Genomic DNA, 25,440 nt, shown 5'->3' on the forward strand with positions numbered 1-25,440 from the left:
GTACCAGTTCCTTCTCTCTCTGGCCGCATCGCCACGCCGGCCAATTCACTCAATTTCAAAAGCTTTCCTTCAGCCACTGGCCCATGCGGGCGATGCGGCTGTTATTACCCCCAAGCGACAAGAGCAGACTGCTCTGCGACGCATGTGTCTCCATGTCCGCGACCTGCGGATAGATCATCAGACCGACGGCCGTCGAAAAAGCCGGACCCTTGGCTGCCGTCGGCAGACCCGAGACACCCATCGGACGGCCGATACGGACGTTGCGGGCCAGGATGCGGCGCGCCACTTCGGCAAGCCCCGTCAGCTGGCTGGCGCCACCCGTCAGCACGACACGCTTTCCGACGATCGGGCTGAAGCCCGAACGCTGGATCCGGTCGCGGATGAGCTCCATCGTCTCTTCGATGCGCGCTGAAACGATGCGCGACACCAGAGCCCGCGGCACCTGGCTCGGCTGATCACGATCATCCTCGCCGATCGGCGGAATGGAGATCAGCTCACGCTCGTCGGAAGAATTGGTCAGCGCCGAAGCGTGGACCACCTTCAAACGTTCAGCATCCTCGATCCGTGTGGAAAGGCCGCGTGCGAGGTCGGTCGTCACATGATGACCGCCGAGGCCGACAGCATCGGTATGGACAAGCTTGCCTTCGGCAAAGACCGAAATCGTCGTCGTGCCGCCGCCCATGTCGATGGCCGCACAGCCAAGTTCGACTTCATCGTCGACGAGTGCGGCAAGACCGGATGCATACGGTGTTGCAACGATTCCTTCCACCGAAAGATGCGCTCTGTTGACGCTGAGCTCGAGATTTTTGAGCGCCGAGCGCTCCGCCGTCACCACATGCATATCGACGCCGAGTGCATCGCCATACATTGCCAGCGGATCGCGGATGCCGCGTTCGCCATCGAGAGAGAAGCCGGTTGCCAGCGAATGCAGCACGGCGCGATCCTGGCGCAGCGACTGCTGGCAGGCGGCCGAGAGCACCTTCTTCAGGTCGTTCAGCTCGACTTCCTGGCCGCCGAGATCGATGGTCGCGGTGTAAATATCGCTGCCGAGACGGCCAGCCGTCAGGTTGACGATCAGGCTTTCTACGGTCAGGCCCGCCATACGCTCTGCCGCATCCACGGCGAGACGGATGACGCTTTCCAGCGCGTCAAGATCGGCGATGACGCCGGTCTTGATCCCGCGCGAACGCTGATGGCCGATGCCGATGATCTCGATATTGTGCGTGCGGCCCGGCAGGATCTGGCTTTCCTCGCGCGGCGTCAGCCGACCGATCATGCAGACGACCTTGGTCGAGCCGATATCCAGCACCGAAACGATATGCGACCGCTTCGACGAAAGCGGCTTCAGGCGCGGCAATCCGAAATGGGATGAACCGAACAAGCTCATATATTTTGCCCCGCCTTCTTCAAATCCTTGGTGCGCGCCGTAACCGCCGCCTGACGGCGTGCTGCCGCCTCGGGCGTTAGCTGGATCGTCGTGCGATCCGGCAGCCTGAGATCGACTGCAGCGATATCGCGCTCCAGAAGCTGCTGTTCCTTGTCAAATTTCGAAAGCGTCGCCAGCGCCTGGTCGAGATCATCTTCCGGCAGCTTAACGACGACGCCATTATCCATGTGCAGGTCCCAGCGACGGCCGGAAACCCAGACGTAAGCCTTCACGCGAGCCTTCACATCAGGCCACTTGGCGAAGGCATCCTCGATGGAAGCCGCAGCCGTTTCGGCGTCACGGCCGACGACCAGCGGCAGAGCCGAAAACTTGTTATCGCGAAGCGGCGCGATCACGCTGCCGCTCTTCTCGATCAACGAAAGCTCCTGGCCGTGCTGCCAGATGGCATAGGCGGCGCGCTCAGAGAGCTTCACCTCGATCGTCTTTGGATAGACCTTGCGGACTTCGACATTTTCGACCCAGGGAAGGCGCGCGATCTTCTGGCGCGCAGCATCGACATCAAGGGCGACGAGTGATGTCGCGCCATCGAGGCCGAGAAGCTGCAGAATCTCGATTTCGGAGGTCTGATTGTTGCCGGAAACCTTCACGTCCTCGATGGCAAAGCCGACAGCGCTGGTCGTCGCTTGCGCGACGGCTTCCGTATGACCGCCAAGCGACATGCCATAGAGGCCGGTCGCAGCCAGGAAGCCAAGCGCGGAAACCGTACCCGTGTGGACAGGGATATGGATGCGGCCGCTACCGAGGCTTACGAGGAAGCGCACGACGCGGCGCAGCGGACGCGGCAGCACGCGGCGTTCGTCGGCTTCCATAACGGGAAGCTCGGCATAACGGCTGGGGCGCCCTATCCTTTTGACCGTCAACGCAAACAAGACGCGTCCTCCACCATCCACCGGAGAAATGCACCAAAGGAATATCCGGCATGGCCGGCCATTTCGGGCACAAGGGAGGTTGGAGTCATGCCTGGCTGGGTATTGACCTCCAGCCAGATGATCTCGCCGTCTTCGGAAAAACGATCGTCGTAACGAAAGTCGGACCGACTGACGCCGCGGCAACCGATTGCTTGATGCGCCCTTAATGCCAATGTTTGTATTTTTTGGTAAATTTTCGGTGAAATTTTAGCCGGCAAGACATGTTTTGAGCCACCCGACGCGTACTTGGAGTCGTAATCATAGAAATTGTGGCCCTGCGGCACCACCTCAATGACATCCATGGGTTGATCACCCATCACACCGCAGGTCAGCTCGCGACCATGGATGTAGCGCTCGACAATGACTTCCTCGCCATAACGCCACTCGGCCGAGCCGATGACCTGCGGCGGGTGCGCCTGATCCTCACCGACGATGACGACGCCGAAGCTGGAGCCTTCGCGCACCGGCTTGACCACATAGGGCGCTTTCATCGGATGCTCCGACGGAAACGAGAAGCGATTCAGCACCTGCGATTCGGCAACCGGAACACCGGCGGCGGCAGCCACACGCTTCGCCCGGGCCTTATCCATGGCAAGCGCAGACGCAAGCACGCCCGAATGCGTATAGGGGATCTGCAGATATTCGAGAATGCCCTGGATGGTGCCGTCCTCGCCGAAAGGCCCATGCAAGGCATTGAAGACAACATCGGGCTTCAGGGCGGAGAGCTTTTCGGAAATGTCGCGCTCGACATCGATGCGCGTCACCTTGAAGCCTTCGCTTTCGAGAGCATCGCCACACGCCTTCCCCGAAGAAAGGCTGACAGGCCTCTCCGAAGAAAATCCGCCCATCAGGACAGCTACGTGCTCGCGACTCATCAACACCCCCAAAAAATAACTTCCACTTTGCCGAACCGAGGCTTGCGCGGAGCTGGTCTGCGCGGTTCGTGTCCTTTGTCTGACTTGGGTGCATTAGAGCATCATTATGGTTAACGAATCGTTTACTTTCGTTAACTCCGCCTTGCCGCATACTTCATTTTTCTGCGACTATGATCGCTCGAATATCACAGCGAATAAGCCGCAAGCACGATGAAGAACGAAAAACCCGCGCGGAAAAACCACGCGGGTTCAATGGCATGCACAGATGTTCTGCAGTCAGTCCTTATCGCCGAAGAACCTCCAGACGAGGCCGCCAATCGCACCTCCGGCAAGCGGCGCGATCCAGAACAGCCAGAGTTGCTGCAGCGCCCAGCCGCCGACGAAAAGCGCCTGCCCCGTCGAACGCGCCGGATTGACGGAGGTGTTCGTTACGGGGATCGCGACAAGGTGAATCAGCGTCAGTCCCAGGCCGATCGCAAGCGGTGCAAAGCCGGCAGGCACCCTGCTGCTTGTCGATCCGAGGATGATGATCAGGAAAAACATGGTCAGCAGAATTTCGATCAGCAGCGCCGAAAGCAGCGAATAACCACCGGGAGAATGTTCGCCATATCCGTTGGCGGCAAACCCGCCCAGCTCGAAACCCGCCTTGCCGCTGGCGATGAGATAGAGCGCTGCAGCAGCAACAATGGCGCCGATCACCTGTGCGACGATATAGGGAATGAGACGCGCCGCAGGAAACCGTCCCGCAACAACAAGACCAAGAGAAACGGCGGGATTGAAATGACCGCCGGAAATACCGCCCACGGCATAGGCCATAGTGACAACGGTCAAACCAAACGCCAGCGCCACGCCGGCAAAACCGATTCCAAGTTCGGGATAGGCGGCCGCGAGCACGGCACTACCGCATCCGCCGAAGACCAACCAGAACGTGCCGAGAAACTCGGCAGCAAGACTTTTTTGCATGTATGCCCCTCCATTCCCTCAACCAGAGAACACTTTATCAATCAATTGCAATTTGATTCCGGTCAAGTTCGGGGCCACCTCCCGGCAAGCTTGGCGCAAGGTTGAGAACCGCTGAGGCTGGGAGACGAATACCCGACATCGGCGCAGCCCAGTCACACCAGCGCATAATGTCGCTTGCGTCATATTCTTGCGTGCCCGGGCATTTTCTCAGCCTTAAAATTGCGTTAAGAGCGACACCTCCCAAGCAAATCGATAAAAATACTGATTGGAATGAACATGACAGAAGCGATCTCCGTATCGCCGAGCCCTTCGAGCAGCACGCAAGTCAATTCCCCCGCACGCGTCCTGATCGCCAGCCTCATCGGCACCACGATCGAATTCTTCGACTTCTACGTTTACGCGACGGCAGCCGTCCTCGTCTTCCCGCACCTCTTCTTCCCGTCGAGCGATCCGACCTCTGCACTGCTGCAGTCGCTGGTGACTTTCTCGATCGCCTTCTTCGCCCGCCCCTTCGGCGCCGTGGTCTTCGGCCATTTCGGCGACAAGGTCGGCCGCAAGGCGACGCTGGTGGCAGCCCTGATGACCATGGGCCTGTCGACCGTGGTGATCGGCATTCTGCCCGGCTACGACTCGATCGGCATCGCCGCGCCGCTGCTGCTTGCGCTGTGCCGCTTCGGCCAGGGCCTTGGCCTCGGCGGCGAATGGGGTGGTGCCGTGCTGCTCGCCACCGAAAACGCACCTCCCGGCAAGCGCAGCTGGTACGCCATGTTCCCGCAGCTCGGCGCGCCGATCGGCTTCATCCTTTCGTCCGGCTTCTTCCTGATTCTCGCGGAAACCATGAGCAACGAGGACTTCCTTGCCTATGGCTGGCGCATTCCCTTCATCGCCAGCCTCGCGCTGGTCGCCGTCGGTCTCTACGTCCGCCTGAAGATCGCCGAAACGCCGGAATTCCAGAAGGCCGTCGAGAAGCACGAGCGCGTCGCCGTTCCGGTCGCGACCGTCTTCCGCGGCCATCTGCGTAGCCTGATTCTCGGCACCTTCATCGCCGTTGCCACCTTCGTGCTCTTCTACCTGATGACGGTCTTCACGCTGTCCTGGGGCACCACACCTCTGGAAAAGGGCGGACTTGGCTATTCGCGTGAGCAGTTCCTGGTCGTCCAGCTCGTCGGCGTCGTCTTCTTCGGCCTGACGATCCCACTCTCCGGCTGGCTGTCGGACCGCTACTCGCGTCGCCTGATCCTGACCCTGACGACGATCGCCATTGCGATCTTCGGCTTCTTCTACGCGAGCCTGCTGACGGCGGGCCTGACCGGCGCCTTCCTTTGCTCGATCATCGGCCTCGGCCTGATGGGCTTCACCTACGGTCCGATCGGCGCTGCCCTGGCAGCTCCCTTCCCGACCATGGTGCGCTACACCGGCGCCTCAATGACCTTCAACCTCGGCGGCATCTTCGGGGCTTCGCTCGCCCCCTATATCGCCACCTGGCTCGCAACCAACTACAGCCTCAACTATGTCGGCTATTACCTCGCCGCCTCGGCTGCGATTTCGCTGATCTGCATCCGGCTGTCGGGCCGCGAAGAAGTCTGAACCTCATACTTCCTGAACAAGAAGCCGCGACGCTCACCGTCGCGGCTTTTTTTATTGATGCGATCGGCAGTTCCGGCTAGCGAAGACCTCTACGGTCGGAACAGGGAGAAGATCATGCGATGCCTCGTCACCGGTGCAGCCGGCTTCGTCGGCGCTCCTCTTGTCGAACGGCTGTACAGGGAGCAGATTTGCGACGTAGCGGTCACGACACGATCCCCGACATCAGCCTTCCCGCCGGATATCAGGCATTTCCCAATCGAGATCACCGAGAAGACTGATTGGACGACAGCACTCGAAGGCGTCGATGTCATCGTCCATCTCGCCGCCCGCGTTCACATCATGAACGATCGCTCGGCCGATCCGCTGGCGGATTTCCGCCGGGTCAACACAGCCTCGACGCTCAACCTTGCCGAACAGGCGGCGCGCGCCGGCGTGAAGCGTTTCGTCTTCATCAGCACCATCAAGGTCAACGGCGAAGAAAACGATCGGCCGTTCCGGCACGACGATCAGCCGAAGCCGATCGATCCCTACGGCCTTTCGAAAATGGAAAGCGAAATCGGCCTTCGGGAGATCGCCGCCCGCACCGGCATGGACGTCGTCATCGTCCGACCGCCGCTGGTTTATGGCCCCGGCGCGCGCGGCAACTTCGCCCTGCTGGTCGGCCTTGTCCGCAAGAAGCTGCCCCTGCCCTTCGCGTCACTGAAAAACCGCCGCACGCTGGTCGCGGTACAGAACCTCGTCGACCTGATCATCACCTGCATGCAGCATCCGGCGGCATCTGGCGAAACATTCCTTGCAGGAGATGGTGAGGACCTGTCGACGCCGGGATTGATCGAGGGCATCGCTGCGGGCCTCTGCGTCAAACCGATGCTCCTCCCTTTCCCGCCGTCCCTGATGCACATGGCAGCCAGGATCACAGGAAAGGAAGCCGTCTATCAGCGCCTCTGCGGCTCGCTGCAGGTCGATATATCCCATGCGCGCGACATGCTGGGCTGGTCGCCCGTCGTCACGCCGCGCGAAGGTTTGAAGCTTGCGGTAAAATAGCGCTTACTCTGTCGTGACGCCCTGGAAGGGGCGAACCTCGCGGCCGGGCATGAAGAGGCCGAGCCGCTTGATTTCCCATTCGAGCTTGATGCCGGCCGTCTCGAAAACCTTGCGGCGCACTTCTTCGCCCAGATATTCGAGATCGTAGCCCGTCGCCTGCCCCATGTTGATCATGAAGTTGCAGTGGAGCGATGACATCTGCGCGCTGCCGATGACGAGACCGCGGCAGTCCGCCTCGTCGATCAGCTTCCAGGCCGAATGGCCCTCGGGATTCTTGAAGGTCGAACCACCAGTCTTTTCGCGAATCGGCTGGACCGTCTCGCGGTGGTTGCGCACGGCATCCATTTCGGCACGGATCTTGGCGCGGTCGTCGGGATAGCCCTCGAACAGCACCGAGGTGAAGATCAGATCTTCGGCGGCGTCAGAGTGGCGATAGGAATAGCCCATCTCGGCATTCGACAGCACATGCTTGTTGCCCTTGCGGTCGATTGCCCGCACCTCGACGACGCGATCCTTCGTCTCGGAGCCATTGGCGCCGGCATTCATGCGGGCAGCACCACCGATGCCACCCGGAATGCCGTAATAGAAGGCGAAACCACCGATGCCATTATCCATCGCCATCGCGGCCACATGCTTGTCCGGGCAGATGGCGCCAGCGTGAATGCGGTTTTCGCCAGCGAGTTCGACAAAGCCGAAGCCCTTGGCCGACAGGCGCAAAACGACGCCCGGAATTCCGCCATCGCGCACCAGGATGTTCGAGCCGACGCCGACCACCGTCAGCGGCACTTCATCCGGCAGGATCTTCAGGAAGGCGATAAGGTCGTCCTCGTCATGCGGCTGGAACATCAGCTCGGCCAGACCGCCGGCGTGGAACCAGGTGACGCGATCCATGGGGGCATCCGGCGTCAGTCGGCCGCGAATGTCCTTTACGCCCTCTCCGAGAGAGGCAAGAAGTTTTTCCCCATTAACCTGTTTCATGCGGATTTTCCTGAAAGGTCTTGCAACTGCTTCGGCAGCGCCGCTGCCCAATATGTAATGCTACCAGCACCCAACAGAACTACAAAGTCCCCGGGTTTTGCAATCTCTGCTACCATCTGCGGTAGAGCTTCCGCCGAAGGAAGGAAGCGCGCGTCGCGATGACCACCCGATTTGATGCGGGAAACCAACGATTCCGAATCCGCGCCCTCGATGGCCTCCTCGCCCGCAGCATAAACAGGCGCGATGAAAATACTGTCCGCATCATTGAAGCAGGCGGCAAATTCCTCGAACAGGCTCGACAGGCGGGTATAGCGGTGAGGCTGGTGCACGGCGATGATACGGCCCTTGCAGGCCTCGCGGGCGGCGCGCAGCACCGCCTTGATCTCGACCGGATGATGGCCGTAGTCGTCGAAGATCTGCACGCCGTTCCATTCGCCGGTCAGCGTGAAGCGCCGCTTCACGCCGCCGAAAGAGGCAAGCCCCTTGGCTATATCCTCGCGGGACATACCGAGGCGGTTGGCGACGGCGATGGCCGCAGTTGCATTCGAGATGTTGTGACGGCCGGGCATCGGCATGACGAGATCGTCAAGCCTGATGACCTCGCCGGTGCGGCGGCGGCGGATTTCAACGTCGAAGATCGAGCGCGTGCCGTCGATGCGCACATTCATGAAGCGCACATCGGCCTGCGGGTTTTCGCCGTAGGTGATGACCTTGCGGTCTTCGATGCGGCTGACCAGCGCCTGAACCTCGGGATGATCGAGGCACATGACGCCGAAGCCGTAGAAGGGAACGTTCTCGACGAACTGCCGGAAGGCGGCGCGAACCGCGTCGAAATTGCCGTAATGATCGAGATGTTCAGGATCGATATTGGTGACGACGGCCACATCGGCCGGCAGCTTCAGGAAAGTGCCGTCGGACTCATCCGCCTCGACCACCATCCACTCACCCTCGCCCATGCGCGCATTCGTGCCGTAGGCATTGATGATGCCGCCATTGATGACGGTCGGGTCCAGCCCGCCGGCTTCGAGCAGCGTGGCGACGAGCGACGTGGTCGTCGTCTTGCCATGCGTGCCGCCAATGGCAATCGCATTGCGAAAACGCATCAGCTCGGCCAGCATTTCAGCGCGGCGCACGACAGGCAGCAGCTTCTCGCGTGCGGCAATGAGTTCCGGATTGCTCTTCTTGATCGCGGTCGACACGACAACGACTTCGGCATCGCCGAGGTTTTCCGCCTTGTGGCCGACAAAGACTTCGATGCCTTTATCGCGCAGGCGCTGAACGTTGGCGCTGTCGGACTGATCCGATCCCTGCACCTTGTGGCCGAGGTTATGCAGCACCTCAGCGATACCGCTCATGCCGATACCGCCAATGCCGATGAAATGGACAAGGCCGATCGCCTTTGGCAGCTTCATACGCGTGCCCCCTTGAATTCTGCAACTGTCTTACCGGCGGCAATAGCCTCAACCATGTCGGCAAGCAAGTTCGCTGCATCCGGTTTTCCTGCAAGCTTGGCGGCAGCCGCCATGGTTGCAAGCTTTTCCGGATCGTTCATGACATGCGTCAGGATAGAGGCGATACGCTCGGGCGAAAGCTCGGATTGGGCGATCACCTTGGCTCCGCCGGTCGCCGCCAGCGCTGCGGCATTAGCCGCCTGATCGTGGTCCAGCGCATGCGGATAAGGCACCAGCACGGCCGGACGGCCGATGACCGAGATTTCCGAAACCGTCGAGGCGCCGGAGCGGCAGATGACCAGATGCGCCTTGGCAAGACGCTCCGCCATGTCGTTGAAAAACGGCGCAATATCCGCAGCCATCTGCAACTGCACTACACACCCGCGCACCGTCTCCATATCCTCCGAGCGAACCTGTTGGGTTACCCGGAGCCGCGCGCGCAGCGCGTCGTCGAGCAGGCTGATCGCCGTCGGCATCGCCTTGGAGAAATATTGTGCGCCCTGGCTGCCGCCGAAGACCACGAGATTGAAATCCTCGCCCGGATGCGACGGAATGTAAGGCTGTTCGGCCGCGGCAAGGATCGCCGGCCGCACAGGATTGCCGGTCGCAATCGTCTTGTCGGAAAACGTGCCGCCGCTCTCGGGCAGGAAGCCGCCGGCAATTGCCCTGACGCGCGGCGCAAGCGCCTTGTTGGCACGCCCCATGACGGCATTCTGCTCATGCAGCATTGAAGGTACACCGAGGCGGCTGGCGGCAAGCAGCGGCGGCACGGTCGGATAACCGCCGAAGCCAACGACGATCACCGGTTTCAACCGCTGGATCAGCCGCTTTGCGGCGCGCATTCCGGTCCAGAGCTTCCACAGAGAACGGGCAACGGCCACAGGGTTCTTGGAACCGATCGTCGCCGACGGCACGACATGAATCTCGTCGGCCGGAAACTTACCGGCATATCGCTCGGCACGACTGTCGGTGACGAGATGCACGGAATAGCCGCGCTCCTTCAGCTTGAAGGCCAGCGCCTCTGCCGGAAAGACGTGGCCGCCGGTTCCCCCGGCGGCAAGAAGGACGATGCCCTTGCTCATAATGCCCTACTCCGCCGGCATGCCGTGCGGCACGCGGAAGAGGCTCCGGTCCTGCGCACGTTTTTCCGGGCGATGGCGCGTCAGCGCCAGAATGAAGCCGGCCGTCACACAGATCGCCACCATCGACGAACCGCCGTAGGAAATCAGCGGAAGCGTCATGCCCTTGGCCGGCAGCAGCTCAAGATTGACGCCGATATTGATGATCGACTGGATGCCCATCTGCAGCACAAGGCCGGCGACGGCAAAGCGGTTGAAGTCGTTGCGTTCGCGATAGGCATGCGACAGGCCGCGCAGCACCAGCACGGTGAAGATGACGACGAGCGCGATGCAGAAGACGATGCCGAATTCCTCGGCCGCGACCGAAAAGATGAAATCGGTATGCGCATCCGGAATGATGCGCTTGACGATGCCTTCGCCCGGCCCCTGCCCGAACCAGTCACCGCGGATGATCGCCTCGCGGGCGGTATCGATCTGGAACGTATCGCCTTCGCCGGTAAGGAACTTGTCTATTCGGCCCGCCACATGCGGGAAAACGTAGTAGGCGGTCACAAGGCCGCCGGCACCGCCGACACCCAGCACGATGATCCAGAGCCACGGCATGCCAGCCATGAAGAACATCCCTCCCCAGACAGCCGTCGTCAGGATCGTCTGGCCAAGGTCAGGCTGTGCGACGAGCAGGGCGACGACGATGCCGAACAGGATGATGGCGAAGAGATTGCCCGGTATCTCCGGCTGGCGCGCATGTTCGGCAAAGAGCCAGGCGCAGACCACGACGAAGGCCGGCTTCATGAATTCCGACGGCTGGATGGAAAGGCCGGCGATCCAGATCCAGCGCCTTCCACCCTTGACCTCCTGGCCGAAGAACAGCACCAGCAGCATCATGGCGAGTGCCACGATCAGCAGGATGATTGCGGTGCGCCGCACCTGGCGCGGCGTCAGGAACGAGAGGCCAAGCATGACCGCAATCGACGGGATCATGAAGGCGGCGTGGCGCTTGACGAAATGGAAGGGCTCCAGGCCGATGCGCTCGGCAACTGCCGGCGAAGCCGCAAAGGAGAGCATGAAGCCGATGCCCATCAGGAAGAGGAACAAGGCCAGGAAAAAGCGGTCGATGGTCCAGAACCAATCGGCCAATGCTCCACGTTCCGCGCGGCTCACCATCTCATTTGTCTCCTGTTGCCGAATTGATCAGCATGGTCACGCCGTCAAGGGCGGCCACATGGCCGACAAAGGCATCGCCCCTGACTTCGAAGTTCTTGTACTGGTCGAAGCTTGCGCAAGCCGGGGATAACATCACGGCCACGGGACCGGTTTCATCCTTTTCGGCGTCAGCTGCGGCATGCGCCACGGCCCGTTCCAGCGTGCCTGATATTTCGTAGGGTGCCGCCTCGCCGAGCGTCGCGGCAAATTCTGCCGCCGCCTCACCGATCAGATAGGCCTTGGCGATCCGCGGGAAATAGGGCGCAAGCGTCGTAATACCGCCCGCCTTCGGCAATCCGCCGGCAATCCAATAGATCCTGTTATAGCTCGAAAGTGCCGGAGCCGCAGCATCCGCATTCGTCGCCTTGGAATCGTTGACGAAGACGACATTACCGCGCCGGCCGATCGGTTGCATGCGATGCTTGAGGCCGGGGAAGGATGCAAGACCCGCACGGATGTCCTCGGCGGAGACACCCACCGCAAGGCAGGCGGCGACCGCGGCAGCAGCGTTCTGTGCATTGTGACTGCCGCGCAGCGTCTGGATGCCGTCGAGATCGACGAAGGGCAGCATGGCACCACCCGCTGCCTGGATGAGCTTCGTGCCTTCGGCATAAATACCGTCGGCCAGCACATTGCGGCGGGATATCCGCATCACCTTCACCCCTGCCCGCTCGATGCGGTCGGCAATCAGCGCCGAATGGCTGTCATCGACGCCGACTACAGCGACATCGCTGCCGGCGACCAGCCGTTCCTTGACATCGGCATAGTACTGCATCGTGCCATGCCGATCGAGGTGATCGGGCGTCAGGTTGAGCAGGATGCCGGCGGACGGATTGAGCGTCGGCGCAAGATCGATCTGGTAGGAGGAGCATTCGACGACGAAATAGCGCTCGCTTTTCGGCGGATCGAGTGTCAGCACGGCCGTGCCGATATTGCCGCCGAGCTGCGTATCGCGGCCACTCGAGTTCAGGATATGGGCAATCAGCGCCGTCGTCGTCGATTTGCCGTTTGTCCCCGTGATCGCGATGAATGGGCAATCGGGAGCATGCGCCCGGCGCTCGCGCACGAAGAGTTCGACATCGCCGACGATATCGACACCGGCAGCACGCGCGAGATCAACGGTCCAGTGCGGCTTCGGATGGGTGAGCGGCACGCCGGGAGAAAGCACGAAGAGCGCCTGCGCGCTCCAGTCGATCGTGTGCAGGTCGGCGGTAGTAATGCCTTCCGATGCGGCCTTGGCAACGCTGTCAGGATTGTCGTCCCAAGCTGTGACATCAGCACCGCCAGCGATCAGCGCCTTGGCGGTCGCTGAGCCGGAGCCGCCGAGACCGAAGAGAGCGACCTTCTTTCCTGCAAGCGTCGTGACCGGGATCATGACCGCCTCACCGCAGCTTCAGGGTGGAAAGGCCGAGCATGGCAAGGCCGACGGCGATGATCCAGAAGCGGATCACCACCTGGCTCTCAGTCCAGCCCTTCTTTTCGAAATGGTGGTGGATCGGCGCCATGAGGAAGACGCGCCGGCCAGTCATCTTGAAGAAGCCGACCTGGATGATGACCGACAGGGTTTCTATGACGAAGAGGCCGCCGACGATCGCCATGACGATCTCATGCTTGGTGGCGACGGCAACCGTACCGATCGTGCCGCCGAGCGCCAGCGACCCGGTATCCCCCATGAAAATCGCCGCCGGGGGGGCGTTGAACCAAAGGAAGCCGAGGCCCGCGCCGATAACGGCGCCGAGCACGACGGCAAGCTCGCCAGTACCGGGCACGAAATTGATCTGAAGGTAATTGGCAAAGACCGCATTACCGGCGAGATAGGCGATGATGCCGAAGGCGGCGGCGGCAATCATGACCGGCACGATAGCAAGGCCGTCGAGGCCATCAGTCAGGTTCACGGCATTACCGGCGCCGACGATGACGAAGCCGCCGAAGACGACGAACATGATGCCGATATTGATCAGGAAGTCCTTGAAGAAGGGAAATGCAATCGAGGAGCCGAAGGTGGAGCCTGCCGGACCCGAGACGAGCGCCGTGCGCATCATGAAATAGACGGCGATGCCGGCAATGATGAACTCGATGCCGAGACGCGCCTTGCCCGAAAAGCCCTTGTGGCTCTGCTTGGTGACCTTGAGATAATCGTCATAGAAGCCGATGGCGCCGAAGCCGAGCGTCACGAGCAGCGTCGCCACGACATAGACATTGGAAAGATCGGCCCAGAGCAGCGACGCGCCGACGATGCCGGCAAGGATCATCAGGCCGCCCATGGTCGGCGTACCGGCCTTCTTGAAATGCGTTTGCGGCCCGTCGGCGCGGATCGGCTGGCCCTTGCCTTGCCGGATGCGCAGCGAGTTGATGATAGCAGGCCCGAAGAGGAAGACGATCAGAGCGGAGGTAAAAAGAGCGGCACCCGCCCGGAAGGTAATGTACCTGAACAAATTCAGAAATTTGAAATATTCCGACAGTTCGACTAGCCAAATCAGCATTCAAGGCCCCTTTTACCCGATCATAGTTCGCGTTGCGTGTCTGAAACTGGCGGGTACTTGTCAAGGAGCGCGGCGACAATCTTGCCGAAACCGATCCCCAGAGACGACTTCACCATCAACACGTCGCCAGGTGCGATCGAGTTCAATACGAATTCCAACAATTCTTCCGTCTTCTCGCGATGCTCGACTGCGACGCTGTCGGGAAGCGATTCTTTCAGCACCACCATCTCAGGCCCCGCGAGCCAGACATGTTCGAGACCGGCGGCCAGCAGCGGGCCGGCAAGATCCGCATGCACCTGCTCAGCAAATTCACCCATTTCCAGCATGTCGCCGAGCACGGCGATGCGGCGTCCCCGGCCGGTCGGTTCGGCTGTCGCAAGCAGCGCGATCGCCGCGCGCATGGAGGCCGGATTGGCGTTATAGCTCTCATCGATCAGCGTGAAGCTGCCATTGCCGATCGGAAGCCTGTAGCGCTTGCCCCTACCCTTTTCCGGCTTCAGCGTCGCAAGTGCTTCGATTGCCTTGTCGAGGCTGGCGCCGACGATCGTCACGACACCCAATGCAGCCAGCGCATTCTCAGCGATGTGGCGGCCCGGCGCGCCGATGCGCACTTCCTTGGTATCGCCTCCAACCGTCATCCAGAGCGTCGAGCTTTCGTCCGAGCCGTTGAATTCAGCGAGACGGAACTCCGCCTTGGCATGCTGGCCAAAGGAATGGATCTTCGTGATGCCGAGCGCCTGGGCTGCCTGCTCCAGGAAATTGAACTGATCATTGTCGCGGTTGAGAACGACGTCGCCGCCCGGCTCAAGCCCCTCGAAGATTTCCGCCTTGGCGGCGGCAATTTCCTGAACGCTCTGGAAATTGCCGAGATGGGCCGGCGCGATCGTCGTGATGACAGCGACATGCGGTCGGATCATCTTCACAAGCGGCCGGATCTCGTCCGGATGGTTCATGCCGACCTCGAAGACGCCGAAATAGGTGTCGATCGGCATGCGTGCCAAGGTCAGCGGCACGCCCCAATGATTGTTGAAGGAAGCAACGGACGCATGCACCTTGCCGGAGGGAGACAGCACATGGCGCAGCATCTCCTTGGTCGTCGTCTTGCCGACCGATCCGGTGACGGCAATGATCTTCGCCCGCGAACGCTCACGCGACGCAAGCCCCAGACGGCCGAGCGCGGCAAGCACGTCCTCGACCACGATCATCGGCACTGTCAGGCGCCCCATGGCCGGCAGGCGGGCCTCGCTGACGACCAGCAGCGACGCGCCGTTTGCCATCGCCATCGAAGCATAATCGTGCCCATCCACGCGGTCGCCCTTGATCGCGAAGAAGGCCTCACCGGGCGCAATCGAGCGGCTGTCGATGGAAATGCCGGTAATACCCTGCGGCAGCGAGCCGAACGGACGGCCCGCCATCGCGGCGATCATGTCTTCGGTGGTCCAGAGCCAGTTCATGGTACCCGCTCCTCCAAAGCCTTGCGCACTTCGGCATGATCGGAAAACGGCAGCGTGACGCTGCCGACCGTCTGCCCCTCTTCATGTCCCTTGCCGGCAACGATCAGCGTATCGCCGGATTTCAGCTGCAGAACCGCCTCACGTATCGCCTGGGCGCGGTCGCCGATCTCGGAAGCGCATTTGGCCGCGGCCATGATCTCGCCGCGGATCGCAGCCGGCTCTTCCGAGCGCGGATTATCATCGGTGACGATGACGACATCGGCAAGCCGGCAGGCGATCTCGCCCATAATCGGCCGTTTGCCGCGGTCACGGTCTCCGCCGCAGCCGAACACGACGATGACGCGGCCCGTCGTGAACGGACGCACCGAGTTTAGCACATTTTCCAGCGCGTCCGGCTTGTGGGCGTAATCGACATAGGCGAGCGCGCCGTCCTTGGTATGACCGACCAGCTCAAGACGGCCGGAAGCACCCTGCAGCTTTTCGAGTGCCGCCATCGCGATCTTTGCCGGAACGCCGGTCGACATGGCGAGCGCCGCAGCAACCAGCGCATTGGCGATCTGGAAATCCCCGGCAAGCGGAATATCGACTTCGAAGATCTCACCTTCGGCATGGACTTCCGCAACCTGCTTGTGACGGAAATGCTCGACACGCTTCAGCGTCAGATAGGCACCCTTGCGGCCAACCGTACGCACATCGTGGCCGGCAGCCGTCGCCGCCTTGATCGCCTGCTCCGACCACGGATCGTCTGCGAAGATGATGGCAGGCGAGCCCTTCGGCAGCACCCGGTCGAAGAGATGCATCTTGGCGGCCATATAGTCTTCGACCGTCGGATGGTAATCCATATGGTCGCGGCCGAGATTGGTGAAGGCGGCAGCTGCGAGCTTCACGCCGTCGAGGCGATACTGGTCGAGGCCGTGGCTGGAAGCCTCCATCGAGGCATGCGTGACGCCTTCATCGGCGAGTTCGGCGAGCAACTCGTGCAGCGATACAGTATCAGGCGTCGTCAGCGATCCATATTCATTGCGTGTCGGCGAGATGACGCCGGTCGTGCCGATCATCGCGGCCGCATGGCCGGCATGCGCCCAGATCTGCCGGGTAAAGGAAGCAACCGAGGTCTTGCCGGCCGTGCCCGTCACCGCAACCATCGTCGCCGGCTGGCGGCCGTAGAAATGCGAAGCGGCAACGGAGAGGAAACGGCGCGGCTCGGCAACGACCAGAACCGGTACGGGGGTCTCGGCCGCATGCGATGCGATGACGACGGCAGCACCTTTGGCAACCGCATCAGCGATGAAACCCGCACCATCGGCCTTGGAGCCGGCAATCGCCACGAAAGCCATTCCGGGCGCGACCTTCCGGCTGTCGGAAGACAATCCTGATATATCCAGCGCCCCGGCCGGTCCTTCAAGTTCAGCTTTGAGTTCCGGAAACGCATTTCCGGCGAGGTCCCGCAATTTCATCGAATGCACTTTTCTGGTTCAGGTCGACCGCCCCTTACGAATCGACACCGACATTGATTCACACTCAATAAGACACCAACAAGGCCGAACCGTCTTCGCCAAATTCCGGCTCGACGCCGAGGATGGGCGCTGCACGGCGTACGATGTTCTTGACCATGGGCGCCGCCGTATAGGCGGCGATGCGCTGGTGCTGCTCGCCATCAAGCGGTTCGTCGCAGAAGGTCAGCACCACATATCTTGGATTGTCGATCGGAAAAGCCGCCAGAAAGGCGTTGAAATTGAGGTTGCTGGCGTAGCGGCCGTTGACGACCTTGTCGGCTGTACCGGTCTTGCCGCCGACATTGAAGCCCGGCACGTCGGCGTTGCGGCCGGAGCCCTTCTGGCCATTCAGCTTGAAGAGATAGCGGATGTCGTCGCTCGTCCCCTTCTTGACGACCATCTCGGCCACGTCATCAGCCTGGTCGCGGGTGCGCGGCAGGAAAGTCGGCTCGATCAGCTTGCCGCCATTGATGAGCGCAGCACCAGCGACAGCCGTCTGCAGCGGCGTCGTCGCCACACCATGGCCGAAGGAGATCGTGATGGAATTGATCTTTTTCCAGACGCGCGGCTGGCTCGGCATCTTCACCTCCGGCAGCTCGGTCTGCATCTTGGTCAGCAGGCCGAAACGCGTCAGATAGTCCTTCTGCATCTCCATGCCGACGATATCGATCATTCTCGCCGTGCCGATATTGGAGGAATATTCGAAGATTTCCGGAACGGTCAGCCAGCGGCGCTGGCCGTGGAAGTCGTGAATGGTGAAGCCCCCGATGCGGATCGGGTTGGTCGCGTCGAAACTATCCTTCAGCGAGACCTTGCCGCTGTCGATCGCCATTGCGGTCGAGAAGGTCTTGAAGGTCGAGCCCATCTCGAACGTCCCGTTCGACATGCGGTTCAGCCAGCCGTCCTTGGAGCCTTCCTGCGGATTGTTCGGATCGAAATCCGGCGCAGACGCCATGGCGAGCACTTCGCCGGTATGGGCATCCAGCACGACGGCCCCCGCACCCTTTGCCTTGTAATTGACCACCGCATTGGCGACGACATCGCGCACGATCGCCTGCACGCGCACATCGATCGAAAGGCGCACCGGCTCCAGCGGCTGGTTGCTCGTCATGCCGACCGAGGCGAGATCGGCAAGCCCCTGGTCGTCGATATATTTTTCCATGCCGGCCACGCCGCGGTTGTCGATGTTGACATAGCCGAGGATATGCGCGGCCGTCGCGCCGCCCGGATAGAAGCGGCGCTTTTCCGGACGGAAACCTATGCCGGGAATACCAAGCGCCAGGATCTGGCTCTGCTGTTTCGGCGTCAGCTGGCGGCGCAGCCAGGCGAAATGCGAGGTGCGGCTCGAGAGCTTCTTGTAGGTATCCTTGACGTCGAGGTCGGAAAGCACCGTCTGCAGCTTCTCTACGGCCTCGTCGGTATCGACGATCTTGTTCGGCTCGGCAAAGAGCGAAACGGTTCGGATATCGGTCGCCAGCACTTCGCCGTTGCGGTCGACAATATCGGGGCGCGACGCCATCAGCCGATCGGGCGGAAGGATGGACGAGACCGATTCCGGTTCCTTCATCGCATATTCGACCATACGGGCGCCGATAACCGCATAGAGGGCGGTAAAGCCGACGATCAGCAGGCCGACGCGGCTCCTGGCCTGCCCGGCCCTGCGCTTGCGCGAGCCTTCGATCGCCATGCCCGAGGGGGCGCCGAAACGGTCGTAGACGCCGGCGGAAAAATGCGCCTGGCTCTTCAGCACCATGATGCGGGAAAGGAAGGACATTATTCCACCGCTCCCGTTTCGATCTGGTCCGCGTCTTCGGCTTCGCGGGGCGCTGGCATCGGGATCGGTTGAGCCTTGGCGGCAGCACCCGGCTTGGCGCCCGCCTTGGCTTCGGTGATATCAGGCGGAGGAACCTGCGACTTCAGCATCGGCAGCTCGCGCGCATGGGCAAGCGAGGTCGAATCCGTCGGCTGCAGCTGCAGCTCGCTGTTATAGGCATTGACCAGCCGCTCCAGCCGGTTCGGCTGCGATTGCAGCGCCCAGTCGGCCTTCAGGAGATCGATCGTGTCCTTCTCCAGCTTGATCTCCGCTTCGAGGCGATGAACCTCCTCGAGCTTAAGCTCCGCGCGGTGCTTGATCGTATAGGTGACGGCGGCTGCCGCTGTCATGATGCCGATGAGCACAAGATCGAACGTTCTCAGCATATCAACCTCCAAGCTTTCCGAGGCTGGCAAGATTTGGGAATCCGAAGAGCGACATGTCTTCGGATTCAGCGGGGGCGGTGGTGCGCTGGCCGGCGCGCAGCTTGGCGGAACGGGCGCGCGGATTGGCCTGAGCTTCTTCTTCGCTGGCAGAAACCATCGACTTGCCGACCGGCTCGAAGGTCGCGGCGCGCTCATGCGCAATGGGCAGATGACGGGAGCCGGAAGCCTTGCCGGCACGGTCGGAGAAGAACTTCTTGACGATACGGTCTTCCAGCGAATGGAAGGTGACGACGACGAGACGGCCGCCGGGCTTCAGCGCCCGCTCGGCAGCAAACAGCGCCTGCGCCAGCTCGCCGAGCTCGTCATTGACGAAGATGCGCAGCGCCTGGAAGACGCGCGTTGCCGGATGGATCTTGTCCTTCATCTTGCGCGGCGTCACCAGCTCGATCAGGCCGGCGAGATCGCGCGTCGTCTCGAAAGTTTTTTCGACGCGGCGCTTTTCGATCGCATGCGCAATGCGTGGCGCTTGGCTCTCTTCGCCGAGATAGTGGAAAATCCGGATGAGATCGGCGACCTTGGCGCGATTGACCACATCGGCAGCGGAAACACCGGCAGCCGACATGCGCATGTCGAGCGGCCCGCTCTTCTGGAACGAGAAGCCGCGCTCGGCCTCATCGATCTGCATGGAGGAAACACCGATATCGAGCACCACGCCATCAAGCCCGCCACCGGGCGCATGATTGGCAAGTTGCGAAAATTGCGAATGGATGAGCTTGAGATGACCGCTATGGGCGGCGACGAGCGCCTGGCCGGCGGCAATCGCCGTCGGATCGCGATCGAGCGCGATCACATCGGCACCTGCGTCGAGAATGGCGGAGGTATAGCCACCCGCACCAAAGGTGCCATCGAGGATGACCTTGCCGGAAAAAGGCTCCAGCGCCGCAACCACTTCCTTGAGAAGAACCGGAATGTGGCGAACCGGTCCGCCACCGGCTTCAGTTGAACCTCCGCCAGGATTCGCCGCCATTCCGTTCCCTCGTTCGTTCAGGAACGCTTGCCCGCCAGCTTGCGCTCCCCTCGTGCCTGCGCCTGTGCGGCCGCGAATGCTTGCGGCTGCCAGAGCTGAAAGTGATCCGCCCGACCCACGAAGGTCACCTCGTCCGAAATACCGGTGAAGCCGCGAATGAAATCCGTGACCATCAACCGCCCCTCGGCGTCGAGCTTCATGAAGACCCCGCCCCCATGAATGAGAAGCGACATCTCGTTTGCATCCGGCGAAAACGGATCCTCCGCCGCAATCTGCCGCTCGAACCTTTCCAGAAGATCCAAACCGCCGACGCTGATCGCCGGAAACACAAAGTCCTGAAAGCAATAAAGCTCCTGAACGTTGCGCTGCGCCAGCACGGAACGAAACGCCGCCGGCACGGAAACCCGGCCCTTGGTATCGATCCTGTTGGTCGCATTCGAAAGGAAGCGGCTCATGACACGAAACATCCGTTTCCGAAAGAGCCCGGAATGCCATTGGCCGCCCGAAACCCTCAAAGTCAGGCACAGCTTCGCAAGCCGAAAGAACCAAGGCCCTCCCGACGCTTCCGATCCGGAAGGCGCCTTTGCTTTGCGATTGATGGGCAGATGATTGCCCTGATGCAGTGCGCATTTGGGATAGCATGGGACCATATGGGCGTCAATGGGATGAGCCCATTTTGAGGCGGGCGCAGTATCAAACATTTATAAGCTGTTAAGTTTAACAAAGGGTTAGGAAAGCGATTCTCAAACGCCACCCGAAGCACACTGAGCGAACGGGAGATCCGGCCAAGCAAGATCCGTGAGACCTCGCCTCCATTTCAGACATTTCAATGGCTTGATAGGAAGGATATTGGATTTTGCGGCAAAGCGGACGCCGGAAAAGGTAATCGCCAGTTGGCCTGTAAGCCGGGTTCTGTATGGCTCCGGCGAACCGGAACGTGGCAGCCATTCATCTGGGACAGCGCTTGCACGCTGCCTCACGCAACCCACCCGGATGACTGACCCAGAAACAGGCCGGAAGGCTTTCGCCAACCGCGTCATCCCTATTCGGTTTTGCTCCCGGTGGGGTTTACCGTGCCATATCCGTTGCCGGAGATGCGGTGGGCTCTTACCCCACCCTTTCACCCTTACCTGTCAAGACAGGCGGTTTGCTTTCTGTGGCACTTTCCCTGAGGTCGCCCTCGCCGGACGTTATCCGGCACCGTGTTTCCGTGGAGCCCGGACTTTCCTCACCCTACCGCCTTTCGGCATTGGTAAAGCGCGGCTGCCCGGCCAACTGGCAGGGGCTCCCTTAAACGAGGAAGCCCGCAAATGCCAACGAAATATGGGGTGGTAGGCTTAACGGAAATAAGGTGTGAAATCCGTGGCGTAGCCCTGATCCTTGATTCTGCCTGCCAGAAGCAGTTCAGCCCCCAGCCTGCCGATCTCGTCGGAGCTCTTGGCAGACGTTCCCGAGCAGCCGGTCAGAACGGCAATATGCGGCGAAGCGGTATAGCCAATCATCGGATAGCGGCTCTTGGTATAGGAGACCACGCAGGATGCACTCGAAATGGACCGTGCCTCGAGTTCCGGCACGATGCGTGCAACGATGCCCTCGAAGTGTTCGCGCGCAACCTCGCGCCCGTCGGTGCGGAACCAGGCACGCATGTCTTTATCATTGTTCAGCACCAGATTGTCCGGATCACCGCCGATCTTCAGATAAAGCCTGCCGTCGGGATAGCGGATCGGCGGCAGCAGGTAGATGTCGATGCCGGGTGCATCGAGGATCAGCGACGGCATGCCGGCAAAGCGATGCGCATCCTCTTCCGCCACTTCGAAAAGTGTCACGGTGCGCCCGTAAACCGTCATATCAACGGATTGCGGCAAGAGATTCTGCGAAATGGAAAAACCGCCGGCCGCAAGCAGCACTTTCTCGGCGCGATAGACCTCGCCGCCCGCCATTGTGACGACAGCCGCACCGCCCTCCTCCCGGATCGAGATGACATGATCACGGATCACCGCCGCACCTGCCTTCTCGGCAAGCAGCGACTGCGCCCTTACAAGCTTGCGCGGGCTGATATGCCCCGCTCCCTTCGCTTCGAAAATGCCGGTACTGCCGGAGGGAAAGGCGAAATAGGGAAACTGTCTCTTCAGGCCAACCTCATCGAGGGAGGCGGTCTCCACACCGAGCGAGATCGCTGCCCGCCTTGTATCGTTGAGATAATCGCTTTCGGAAGGCGCCACGGCGACACAGCCTGCCTCCGTATAGAAATCGATGCCGCTTTCTTTGGCGATCTCGCCATAGCGGGCGATGGAGCGATTGGCGAGCAGGGCCCAGTCGCGATCCGGATCGATGGTGCGGGTGATGCGTCCTTCATCATAATGGCTGGCGAAGACGCCGTCGTGCGCCTTGCGGTCTTCAGGCTCGTCCGGGCCGATGACGGCAACGCCGTCCGTCTGGCGCGCCAGATATTTTGCGGCCGCGGCACCCATCATGCCGCGGCCGATGACGATGAATTTAAAATCGACTGCCATATCTCACCTCGCTAAAGGCTAGCGATAACATGGCAATCGTTCTGAATCATCCGGCCCCTGTCAGAGACAAGCGTTTCCGTTTCAGAGCATCGCAAGAACCTTGCCGCAATAGGACTTGGAGACCGGGTTCATGCGCGTCGCGCCGTGACCGGCATTGTACTTGAGGATGGTATTGCAGGTCTGCCCGCCACCGAGATCGTGGGCGGCCGCCAGGTACTTCATGCCGTATTTGATGTTGGTTTCCGGATCGAACAGACCCTTGGCACCGCCGGAATAGCCCATCATGCGGGCCGTCGCCGGCTTGATCTGCATCAGGCCGATTTCGCCGTGGCTGCCGCGCGCCATCGGATTGAAATTGCTTTCAACACGGATGACAGCAGTCGCAAGAGCCACCGGCACATCATATTGATTGGCATATTTGCTGATCAATGCGGAATAGGAATTGCCGGAAACATCGGCGACGGGATAGCCACTCTGGCGCTCGACCGTCTTCAGCGGACGCTCTGTTTTCTTCTGTACACGCTGCGCCGTTCTCTGCGGGCGTTCTTTCTTATGCACGCGCTCCGCTGTCTTCTGCGGACGCTCCACTTTCTTCACGGGCGCATCGGCTCGTACGCCCCAGTCATTCGCAAAGGCAAAGCTATTTCCCGCCAGCACCATGCCAACGCATGCTGCAGCAACAACAATCAATTTTCTCATGTAGTCTTGATCACTCCGACCCAAAGAATTGCCGGGCTGCGCGCCTCGCCAGCATGGAGAATACCTGACCAAGAACTGATCAGGTTTCGCAGCAATTCTTATCGTTTCACATGACGCCTTCGATTTAACTTGGGAACAACCATCGGCGCCGCTTAGCGGAAGCTCTTAGACCATCGCAATGAGGAGATAATAGGGAAATGATGTGGCAGTCCGAATTTCGCGTCTGAACATGGAAAATCGGTAATGTCAGAAACTATGAAAGGTCAGGAATACCGCGGCAGCGCCGAAAGCAGGCGATGCAGCGTATCGATCGTCGAGAAATCGGCGATCCCGTCTACCCGTTCGGGGCGGAAATGCCGCTGGAAGGCTTCCACGTCCCCGGCCGTCTTATCGCTGAATTCGCCTGTGATCTCAGTGCCGTAACCATAGAGCGACAGCATGGACTGCAGTGCCTCGATCGGCTGCCCGCGATCACCGCGCTGGAAGAAGCGCCCGCCGGTAATAGCGGCCGGTTCCACCCAATGGCCGATGCCGGCCCGATACAGCTCGCGCCAGGGGAATTTTTCGCCCGGATCGACCTTGCGCACAGGGGCGACGTCGGAGTGGCCGAGCACCCTTTCAGGCGCGATTGACCAGCGATCGCCGCAATCGCGACATAATTCGATCACCGCCGCAATCTGCTTTTTCGGATAATCCGGAAGCCCGCCCGGATGGCCGGCATTGGCGATCTCGATGCCGATTGACAGTGAGTTGATATCCGTCTCGCCGTGCCAGAAACTCTTGCCCGCATGCCATGCGCGCCGATTCTCAGGCACGAGTTGCACGATCTCGCCGTCCGGGTGCACGAAATAATGGCTTGAGACCTGGCTTTCGTCCCGACAGAGCCACTCGAGTGCTCCTTCCGGGCTCGGCATGCCGGTATAGTGCAGCAGGATCATATCAGGCTTGCGTCCGTCAGCGCGCTCGCCATGGTTCGGCGAAGGCTGGACGCACGCCTGCTTGTAATCGGCCTCGAATGAGGTCATGCGGCGCGGCGTTCCTTTTCGATCGCCGCATAGGCGTCGTTCAGCGCTGCCATACGTTCATTGGCAATCGCATGAAACTCTTCCGGCACGCCGCGCGAGATCAGCCGGTCCGGATGATGCTCGCTGACGAGCACATGGTAGTGGCGGCGGATCGTCGGGAAATCATCTGCCGGCGAAACTCCGAGAACCTTGTAGGGGTCGCGTCCATCGGAAACGTGACGCGCAGCGATCTGATCGAAACGGGCCTCGCTCATCTGGAAGATCTCGGCGATATGGCGCAGGAAATTCATTTCATTCTCGTGGATCAGCCCATCCGCCTTGGCAATATGGAACAGACCATCAAGAACGTCTTCCAGAACCGGGCAATTGGCGGCGCAGGTCGAGCAGAGCGTAGACAGCTTCGCTGCATAGGCCTCGTAACCGGCAACGTCCTGGCGGGCGAGATTATAGAGGCGCGCGACATTCTTCGCCTCGCTCGGAGGAAACTCGAAGATATCGCGGAAAGCCTGCACTTCCTTTTCGCTGACGATACCGTCAGCCTTTGCCATCTTGGCCGAAAGCGCAATGACAGCTACGGAGAAAGCAACCTTGCGGCGCGTCTCCGGATCACCTTCGAAAACCGTGCGAATAGCCTCGACCACCGCGGAGAGCGCATTGCCCGCCGCATTGCCAATGGCATTCACCAGTTTTTCCCAGAAAGACATCGTCATCTTCTCGCAATGCAGCAAGTTCTAGAAGAAACACCTTGACCAAATAATCGTTGCCATTGCAAGGCGGCTATTGGTCGTAGGTTTGAAAACAGTTTTCACAATTCGGTAATGGTCGCTGATGCCGCGACCATCCGCTGTGTCCGCCATTTCCTGTATTATCCACACAGCGGCCGGCGATTTCCACAACACTTATGGATAGGTGGACTGGCATTGAACCGATTATATCGCCGCTTCCGGCACCCGCTCCGCAGAAAGGCGCGTTTTTCGTAAATTCTTTACTTTACAGGCCACTTTCCCTG

Annotated in this window: 22 protein-coding genes and 1 other RNA gene; 2 read left to right on the forward strand and 21 right to left on the reverse strand. The window is 60.7% G+C overall.

Translation table 11 applies throughout. The features are described from left to right. Positions 1 to 55: 55 nt before the first annotated feature. The 4 genes from ftsA to aqpZ form a co-directional block, all read right to left on the reverse strand. Positions 56 to 1,387, reverse strand: coding sequence for a cell division protein FtsA (gene ftsA / locus AB8B33_RS14580; protein ID WP_113324938.1), 1,332 nt, complete (start codon positions 1,385 to 1,387; stop codon positions 56 to 58). Beyond that, on the reverse strand, positions 1,384 to 2,316 hold the full coding sequence (locus tag AB8B33_RS14585; RefSeq protein WP_113324937.1) for a cell division protein FtsQ/DivIB: 933 nt from the start codon (positions 2,314 to 2,316) through the stop codon (positions 1,384 to 1,386). Before AB8B33_RS14585 ends, ftsA begins: the two co-directional genes overlap by 4 nt. Continuing rightward, positions 2,304 to 3,230, reverse strand: coding sequence for a D-alanine--D-alanine ligase (locus AB8B33_RS14590; protein WP_439017255.1), 927 nt, complete (start codon positions 3,228 to 3,230; stop codon positions 2,304 to 2,306). Before AB8B33_RS14590 ends, AB8B33_RS14585 begins: the two co-directional genes overlap by 13 nt. Before the next feature lie 276 nt (positions 3,231 to 3,506). Next, complete coding sequence (gene aqpZ, locus AB8B33_RS14595) at positions 3,507 to 4,193, reverse strand: aquaporin Z (protein ID WP_439015931.1); 687 nt, start codon at positions 4,191 to 4,193, stop codon at positions 3,507 to 3,509. Between the two features lie 276 nt (positions 4,194 to 4,469). Here aqpZ and AB8B33_RS14600 point away from each other — a divergent pair, with 276 nt between their 5' ends. Beyond that, positions 4,470 to 5,780 carry an MFS transporter gene (locus AB8B33_RS14600; protein WP_310389342.1) on the forward strand — a complete coding sequence of 437 codons (1,311 nt, stop codon included), beginning with the start codon at positions 4,470 to 4,472 and terminating at the stop codon, positions 5,778 to 5,780. A gap of 114 nt (positions 5,781 to 5,894) precedes the next feature. Beyond that, complete coding sequence (locus AB8B33_RS14605; RefSeq protein ID WP_439015932.1) at positions 5,895 to 6,824, forward strand: UDP-glucose 4-epimerase family protein; 930 nt, start codon at positions 5,895 to 5,897, stop codon at positions 6,822 to 6,824. Positions 6,825 to 6,827: 3 nt separating this feature from the next. Here AB8B33_RS14605 and murB read toward each other — a convergent pair whose 3' ends face one another. The 17 genes from murB to AB8B33_RS14690 form a co-directional block, all read right to left on the reverse strand. Next, the gene (gene murB, locus AB8B33_RS14610) at positions 6,828 to 7,802 is read right to left on the reverse strand and encodes a UDP-N-acetylmuramate dehydrogenase (RefSeq protein WP_439015933.1); all 975 of its coding nucleotides are present in this window, start codon (positions 7,800 to 7,802) and stop codon (positions 6,828 to 6,830) included. Continuing rightward, on the reverse strand, positions 7,799 to 9,214 hold the full coding sequence (gene murC, locus AB8B33_RS14615; RefSeq protein WP_113324355.1) for a UDP-N-acetylmuramate--L-alanine ligase: 1,416 nt from the start codon (positions 9,212 to 9,214) through the stop codon (positions 7,799 to 7,801). Before murC ends, murB begins: the two co-directional genes overlap by 4 nt. Next, complete coding sequence (gene murG, locus AB8B33_RS14620) at positions 9,211 to 10,335, reverse strand: undecaprenyldiphospho-muramoylpentapeptide beta-N-acetylglucosaminyltransferase (protein WP_439015934.1); 1,125 nt, start codon at positions 10,333 to 10,335, stop codon at positions 9,211 to 9,213. Before murG ends, murC begins: the two co-directional genes overlap by 4 nt. Before the next feature lie 6 nt (positions 10,336 to 10,341). After that, the gene (ftsW, locus tag AB8B33_RS14625; RefSeq protein ID WP_007824016.1) at positions 10,342 to 11,496 is read right to left on the reverse strand and encodes a putative lipid II flippase FtsW; all 1,155 of its coding nucleotides are present in this window, start codon (positions 11,494 to 11,496) and stop codon (positions 10,342 to 10,344) included. Position 11,497: 1 nt separating this feature from the next. After that, positions 11,498 to 12,910: a UDP-N-acetylmuramoyl-L-alanine--D-glutamate ligase gene (gene murD / locus AB8B33_RS14630; RefSeq protein ID WP_439015935.1), complete on the reverse strand. Its 1,413-nt coding sequence runs from the start codon at positions 12,908 to 12,910 to the stop codon at positions 11,498 to 11,500. 7 nt (positions 12,911 to 12,917) lie between these two features. Further along, positions 12,918 to 14,018: a phospho-N-acetylmuramoyl-pentapeptide-transferase gene (mraY, locus tag AB8B33_RS14635; RefSeq protein ID WP_113324358.1), complete on the reverse strand. Its 1,101-nt coding sequence runs from the start codon at positions 14,016 to 14,018 to the stop codon at positions 12,918 to 12,920. A gap of 20 nt (positions 14,019 to 14,038) precedes the next feature. Further along, positions 14,039 to 15,472, reverse strand: a complete 1,434-nt coding sequence (locus AB8B33_RS14640; protein ID WP_439015936.1) for a UDP-N-acetylmuramoylalanyl-D-glutamyl-2,6-diaminopimelate--D-alanyl-D-alanine ligase — start codon at positions 15,470 to 15,472, stop codon at positions 14,039 to 14,041. Then, positions 15,469 to 16,929 carry a UDP-N-acetylmuramoyl-L-alanyl-D-glutamate--2,6-diaminopimelate ligase gene (locus AB8B33_RS14645; RefSeq protein ID WP_439015937.1) on the reverse strand — a complete coding sequence of 487 codons (1,461 nt, stop codon included), beginning with the start codon at positions 16,927 to 16,929 and terminating at the stop codon, positions 15,469 to 15,471. Before AB8B33_RS14645 ends, AB8B33_RS14640 begins: the two co-directional genes overlap by 4 nt. Before the next feature lie 64 nt (positions 16,930 to 16,993). Beyond that, complete coding sequence (locus AB8B33_RS14650) at positions 16,994 to 18,742, reverse strand: peptidoglycan D,D-transpeptidase FtsI family protein (protein WP_113322230.1); 1,749 nt, start codon at positions 18,740 to 18,742, stop codon at positions 16,994 to 16,996. Next, positions 18,742 to 19,167, reverse strand: coding sequence for a cell division protein FtsL (gene ftsL / locus AB8B33_RS14655; RefSeq protein WP_113322231.1), 426 nt, complete (start codon positions 19,165 to 19,167; stop codon positions 18,742 to 18,744). Before ftsL ends, AB8B33_RS14650 begins: the two co-directional genes overlap by 1 nt. A 1-nt stretch (position 19,168) precedes the next feature. Further along, positions 19,169 to 20,194, reverse strand: a complete 1,026-nt coding sequence (gene rsmH, locus AB8B33_RS14660) for a 16S rRNA (cytosine(1402)-N(4))-methyltransferase RsmH (RefSeq protein WP_439015938.1) — start codon at positions 20,192 to 20,194, stop codon at positions 19,169 to 19,171. Between the two features lie 17 nt (positions 20,195 to 20,211). Further along, positions 20,212 to 20,649 (reverse strand): division/cell wall cluster transcriptional repressor MraZ, encoded by a 438-nt coding sequence (gene mraZ / locus AB8B33_RS14665; RefSeq protein ID WP_439015939.1) that lies wholly within the window; start codon positions 20,647 to 20,649, stop codon positions 20,212 to 20,214. Positions 20,650 to 21,079: 430 nt separating this feature from the next. Continuing rightward, positions 21,080 to 21,473: RNase P RNA component class A (gene rnpB, locus AB8B33_RS14670), an RNA gene on the reverse strand. A 58-nt stretch (positions 21,474 to 21,531) separates the two neighbouring features. Then, positions 21,532 to 22,707, reverse strand: a complete 1,176-nt coding sequence (locus tag AB8B33_RS14675) for an NAD(P)/FAD-dependent oxidoreductase (RefSeq protein ID WP_439015940.1) — start codon at positions 22,705 to 22,707, stop codon at positions 21,532 to 21,534. Positions 22,708 to 22,788: 81 nt separating this feature from the next. Beyond that, on the reverse strand, positions 22,789 to 23,406 hold the full coding sequence (locus AB8B33_RS14680) for a lytic transglycosylase domain-containing protein (RefSeq protein ID WP_439015941.1): 618 nt from the start codon (positions 23,404 to 23,406) through the stop codon (positions 22,789 to 22,791). 263 nt (positions 23,407 to 23,669) lie between these two features. After that, positions 23,670 to 24,431, reverse strand: a complete 762-nt coding sequence (locus tag AB8B33_RS14685) for an N-acetylmuramoyl-L-alanine amidase (RefSeq protein WP_113322236.1) — start codon at positions 24,429 to 24,431, stop codon at positions 23,670 to 23,672. Next, positions 24,428 to 25,135 carry a J domain-containing protein gene (locus AB8B33_RS14690; RefSeq protein ID WP_113322237.1) on the reverse strand — a complete coding sequence of 236 codons (708 nt, stop codon included), beginning with the start codon at positions 25,133 to 25,135 and terminating at the stop codon, positions 24,428 to 24,430. Before AB8B33_RS14690 ends, AB8B33_RS14685 begins: the two co-directional genes overlap by 4 nt. Positions 25,136 to 25,440: the final 305 nt, after the last annotated feature.

Source organism: Rhizobium sp. 768_B6_N1_8, assembly GCF_051811225.1.
GTDB lineage: Bacteria > Pseudomonadota > Alphaproteobacteria > Rhizobiales > Rhizobiaceae > Rhizobium.

Excerpts from the sequence above, each read along its gene's own strand:
- ftsA (WP_113324938.1), bottom strand. The coding sequence starts at position 1,387 with ATGAGCTTGTTCGGTTCATCCCATTTCGGATTGCCGCGCCTGAAGCCG.
- AB8B33_RS14590 (WP_439017255.1), bottom strand. The coding sequence starts at position 3,230 with ATGAGTCGCGAGCACGTAGCTGTCCTGATGGGCGGATTTTCTTCGGAG.
- aqpZ (WP_439015931.1), bottom strand. The coding sequence starts at position 4,193 with ATGCAAAAAAGTCTTGCTGCCGAGTTTCTCGGCACGTTCTGGTTGGTC.
- AB8B33_RS14600 (WP_310389342.1), top strand. The coding sequence starts at position 4,470 with ATGACAGAAGCGATCTCCGTATCGCCGAGCCCTTCGAGCAGCACGCAA.
- AB8B33_RS14605 (WP_439015932.1), top strand. The coding sequence starts at position 5,895 with ATGCGATGCCTCGTCACCGGTGCAGCCGGCTTCGTCGGCGCTCCTCTT.
- murB (WP_439015933.1), bottom strand. The coding sequence starts at position 7,802 with ATGAAACAGGTTAATGGGGAAAAACTTCTTGCCTCTCTCGGAGAGGGC.
- murC (WP_113324355.1), bottom strand. The coding sequence starts at position 9,214 with ATGAAGCTGCCAAAGGCGATCGGCCTTGTCCATTTCATCGGCATTGGC.
- murG (WP_439015934.1), bottom strand. The coding sequence starts at position 10,335 with ATGAGCAAGGGCATCGTCCTTCTTGCCGCCGGGGGAACCGGCGGCCAC.
- ftsW (WP_007824016.1), bottom strand. The coding sequence starts at position 11,496 with ATGGTGAGCCGCGCGGAACGTGGAGCATTGGCCGATTGGTTCTGGACC.
- murD (WP_439015935.1), bottom strand. The coding sequence starts at position 12,910 with ATGATCCCGGTCACGACGCTTGCAGGAAAGAAGGTCGCTCTCTTCGGT.
- mraY (WP_113324358.1), bottom strand. The coding sequence starts at position 14,018 with ATGCTGATTTGGCTAGTCGAACTGTCGGAATATTTCAAATTTCTGAAT.
- AB8B33_RS14640 (WP_439015936.1), bottom strand. The coding sequence starts at position 15,472 with ATGAACTGGCTCTGGACCACCGAAGACATGATCGCCGCGATGGCGGGC.
- AB8B33_RS14645 (WP_439015937.1), bottom strand. The coding sequence starts at position 16,929 with ATGAAATTGCGGGACCTCGCCGGAAATGCGTTTCCGGAACTCAAAGCT.
- AB8B33_RS14650 (WP_113322230.1), bottom strand. The coding sequence starts at position 18,742 with ATGTCCTTCCTTTCCCGCATCATGGTGCTGAAGAGCCAGGCGCATTTT.
- ftsL (WP_113322231.1), bottom strand. The coding sequence starts at position 19,167 with ATGCTGAGAACGTTCGATCTTGTGCTCATCGGCATCATGACAGCGGCA.
- rsmH (WP_439015938.1), bottom strand. The coding sequence starts at position 20,194 with ATGGCGGCGAATCCTGGCGGAGGTTCAACTGAAGCCGGTGGCGGACCG.
- mraZ (WP_439015939.1), bottom strand. The coding sequence starts at position 20,649 with ATGAGCCGCTTCCTTTCGAATGCGACCAACAGGATCGATACCAAGGGC.
- AB8B33_RS14675 (WP_439015940.1), bottom strand. The coding sequence starts at position 22,707 with ATGGCAGTCGATTTTAAATTCATCGTCATCGGCCGCGGCATGATGGGT.
- AB8B33_RS14680 (WP_439015941.1), bottom strand. The coding sequence starts at position 23,406 with ATGAGAAAATTGATTGTTGTTGCTGCAGCATGCGTTGGCATGGTGCTG.
- AB8B33_RS14685 (WP_113322236.1), bottom strand. The coding sequence starts at position 24,431 with ATGACCTCATTCGAGGCCGATTACAAGCAGGCGTGCGTCCAGCCTTCG.
- AB8B33_RS14690 (WP_113322237.1), bottom strand. The coding sequence starts at position 25,135 with ATGTCTTTCTGGGAAAAACTGGTGAATGCCATTGGCAATGCGGCGGGC.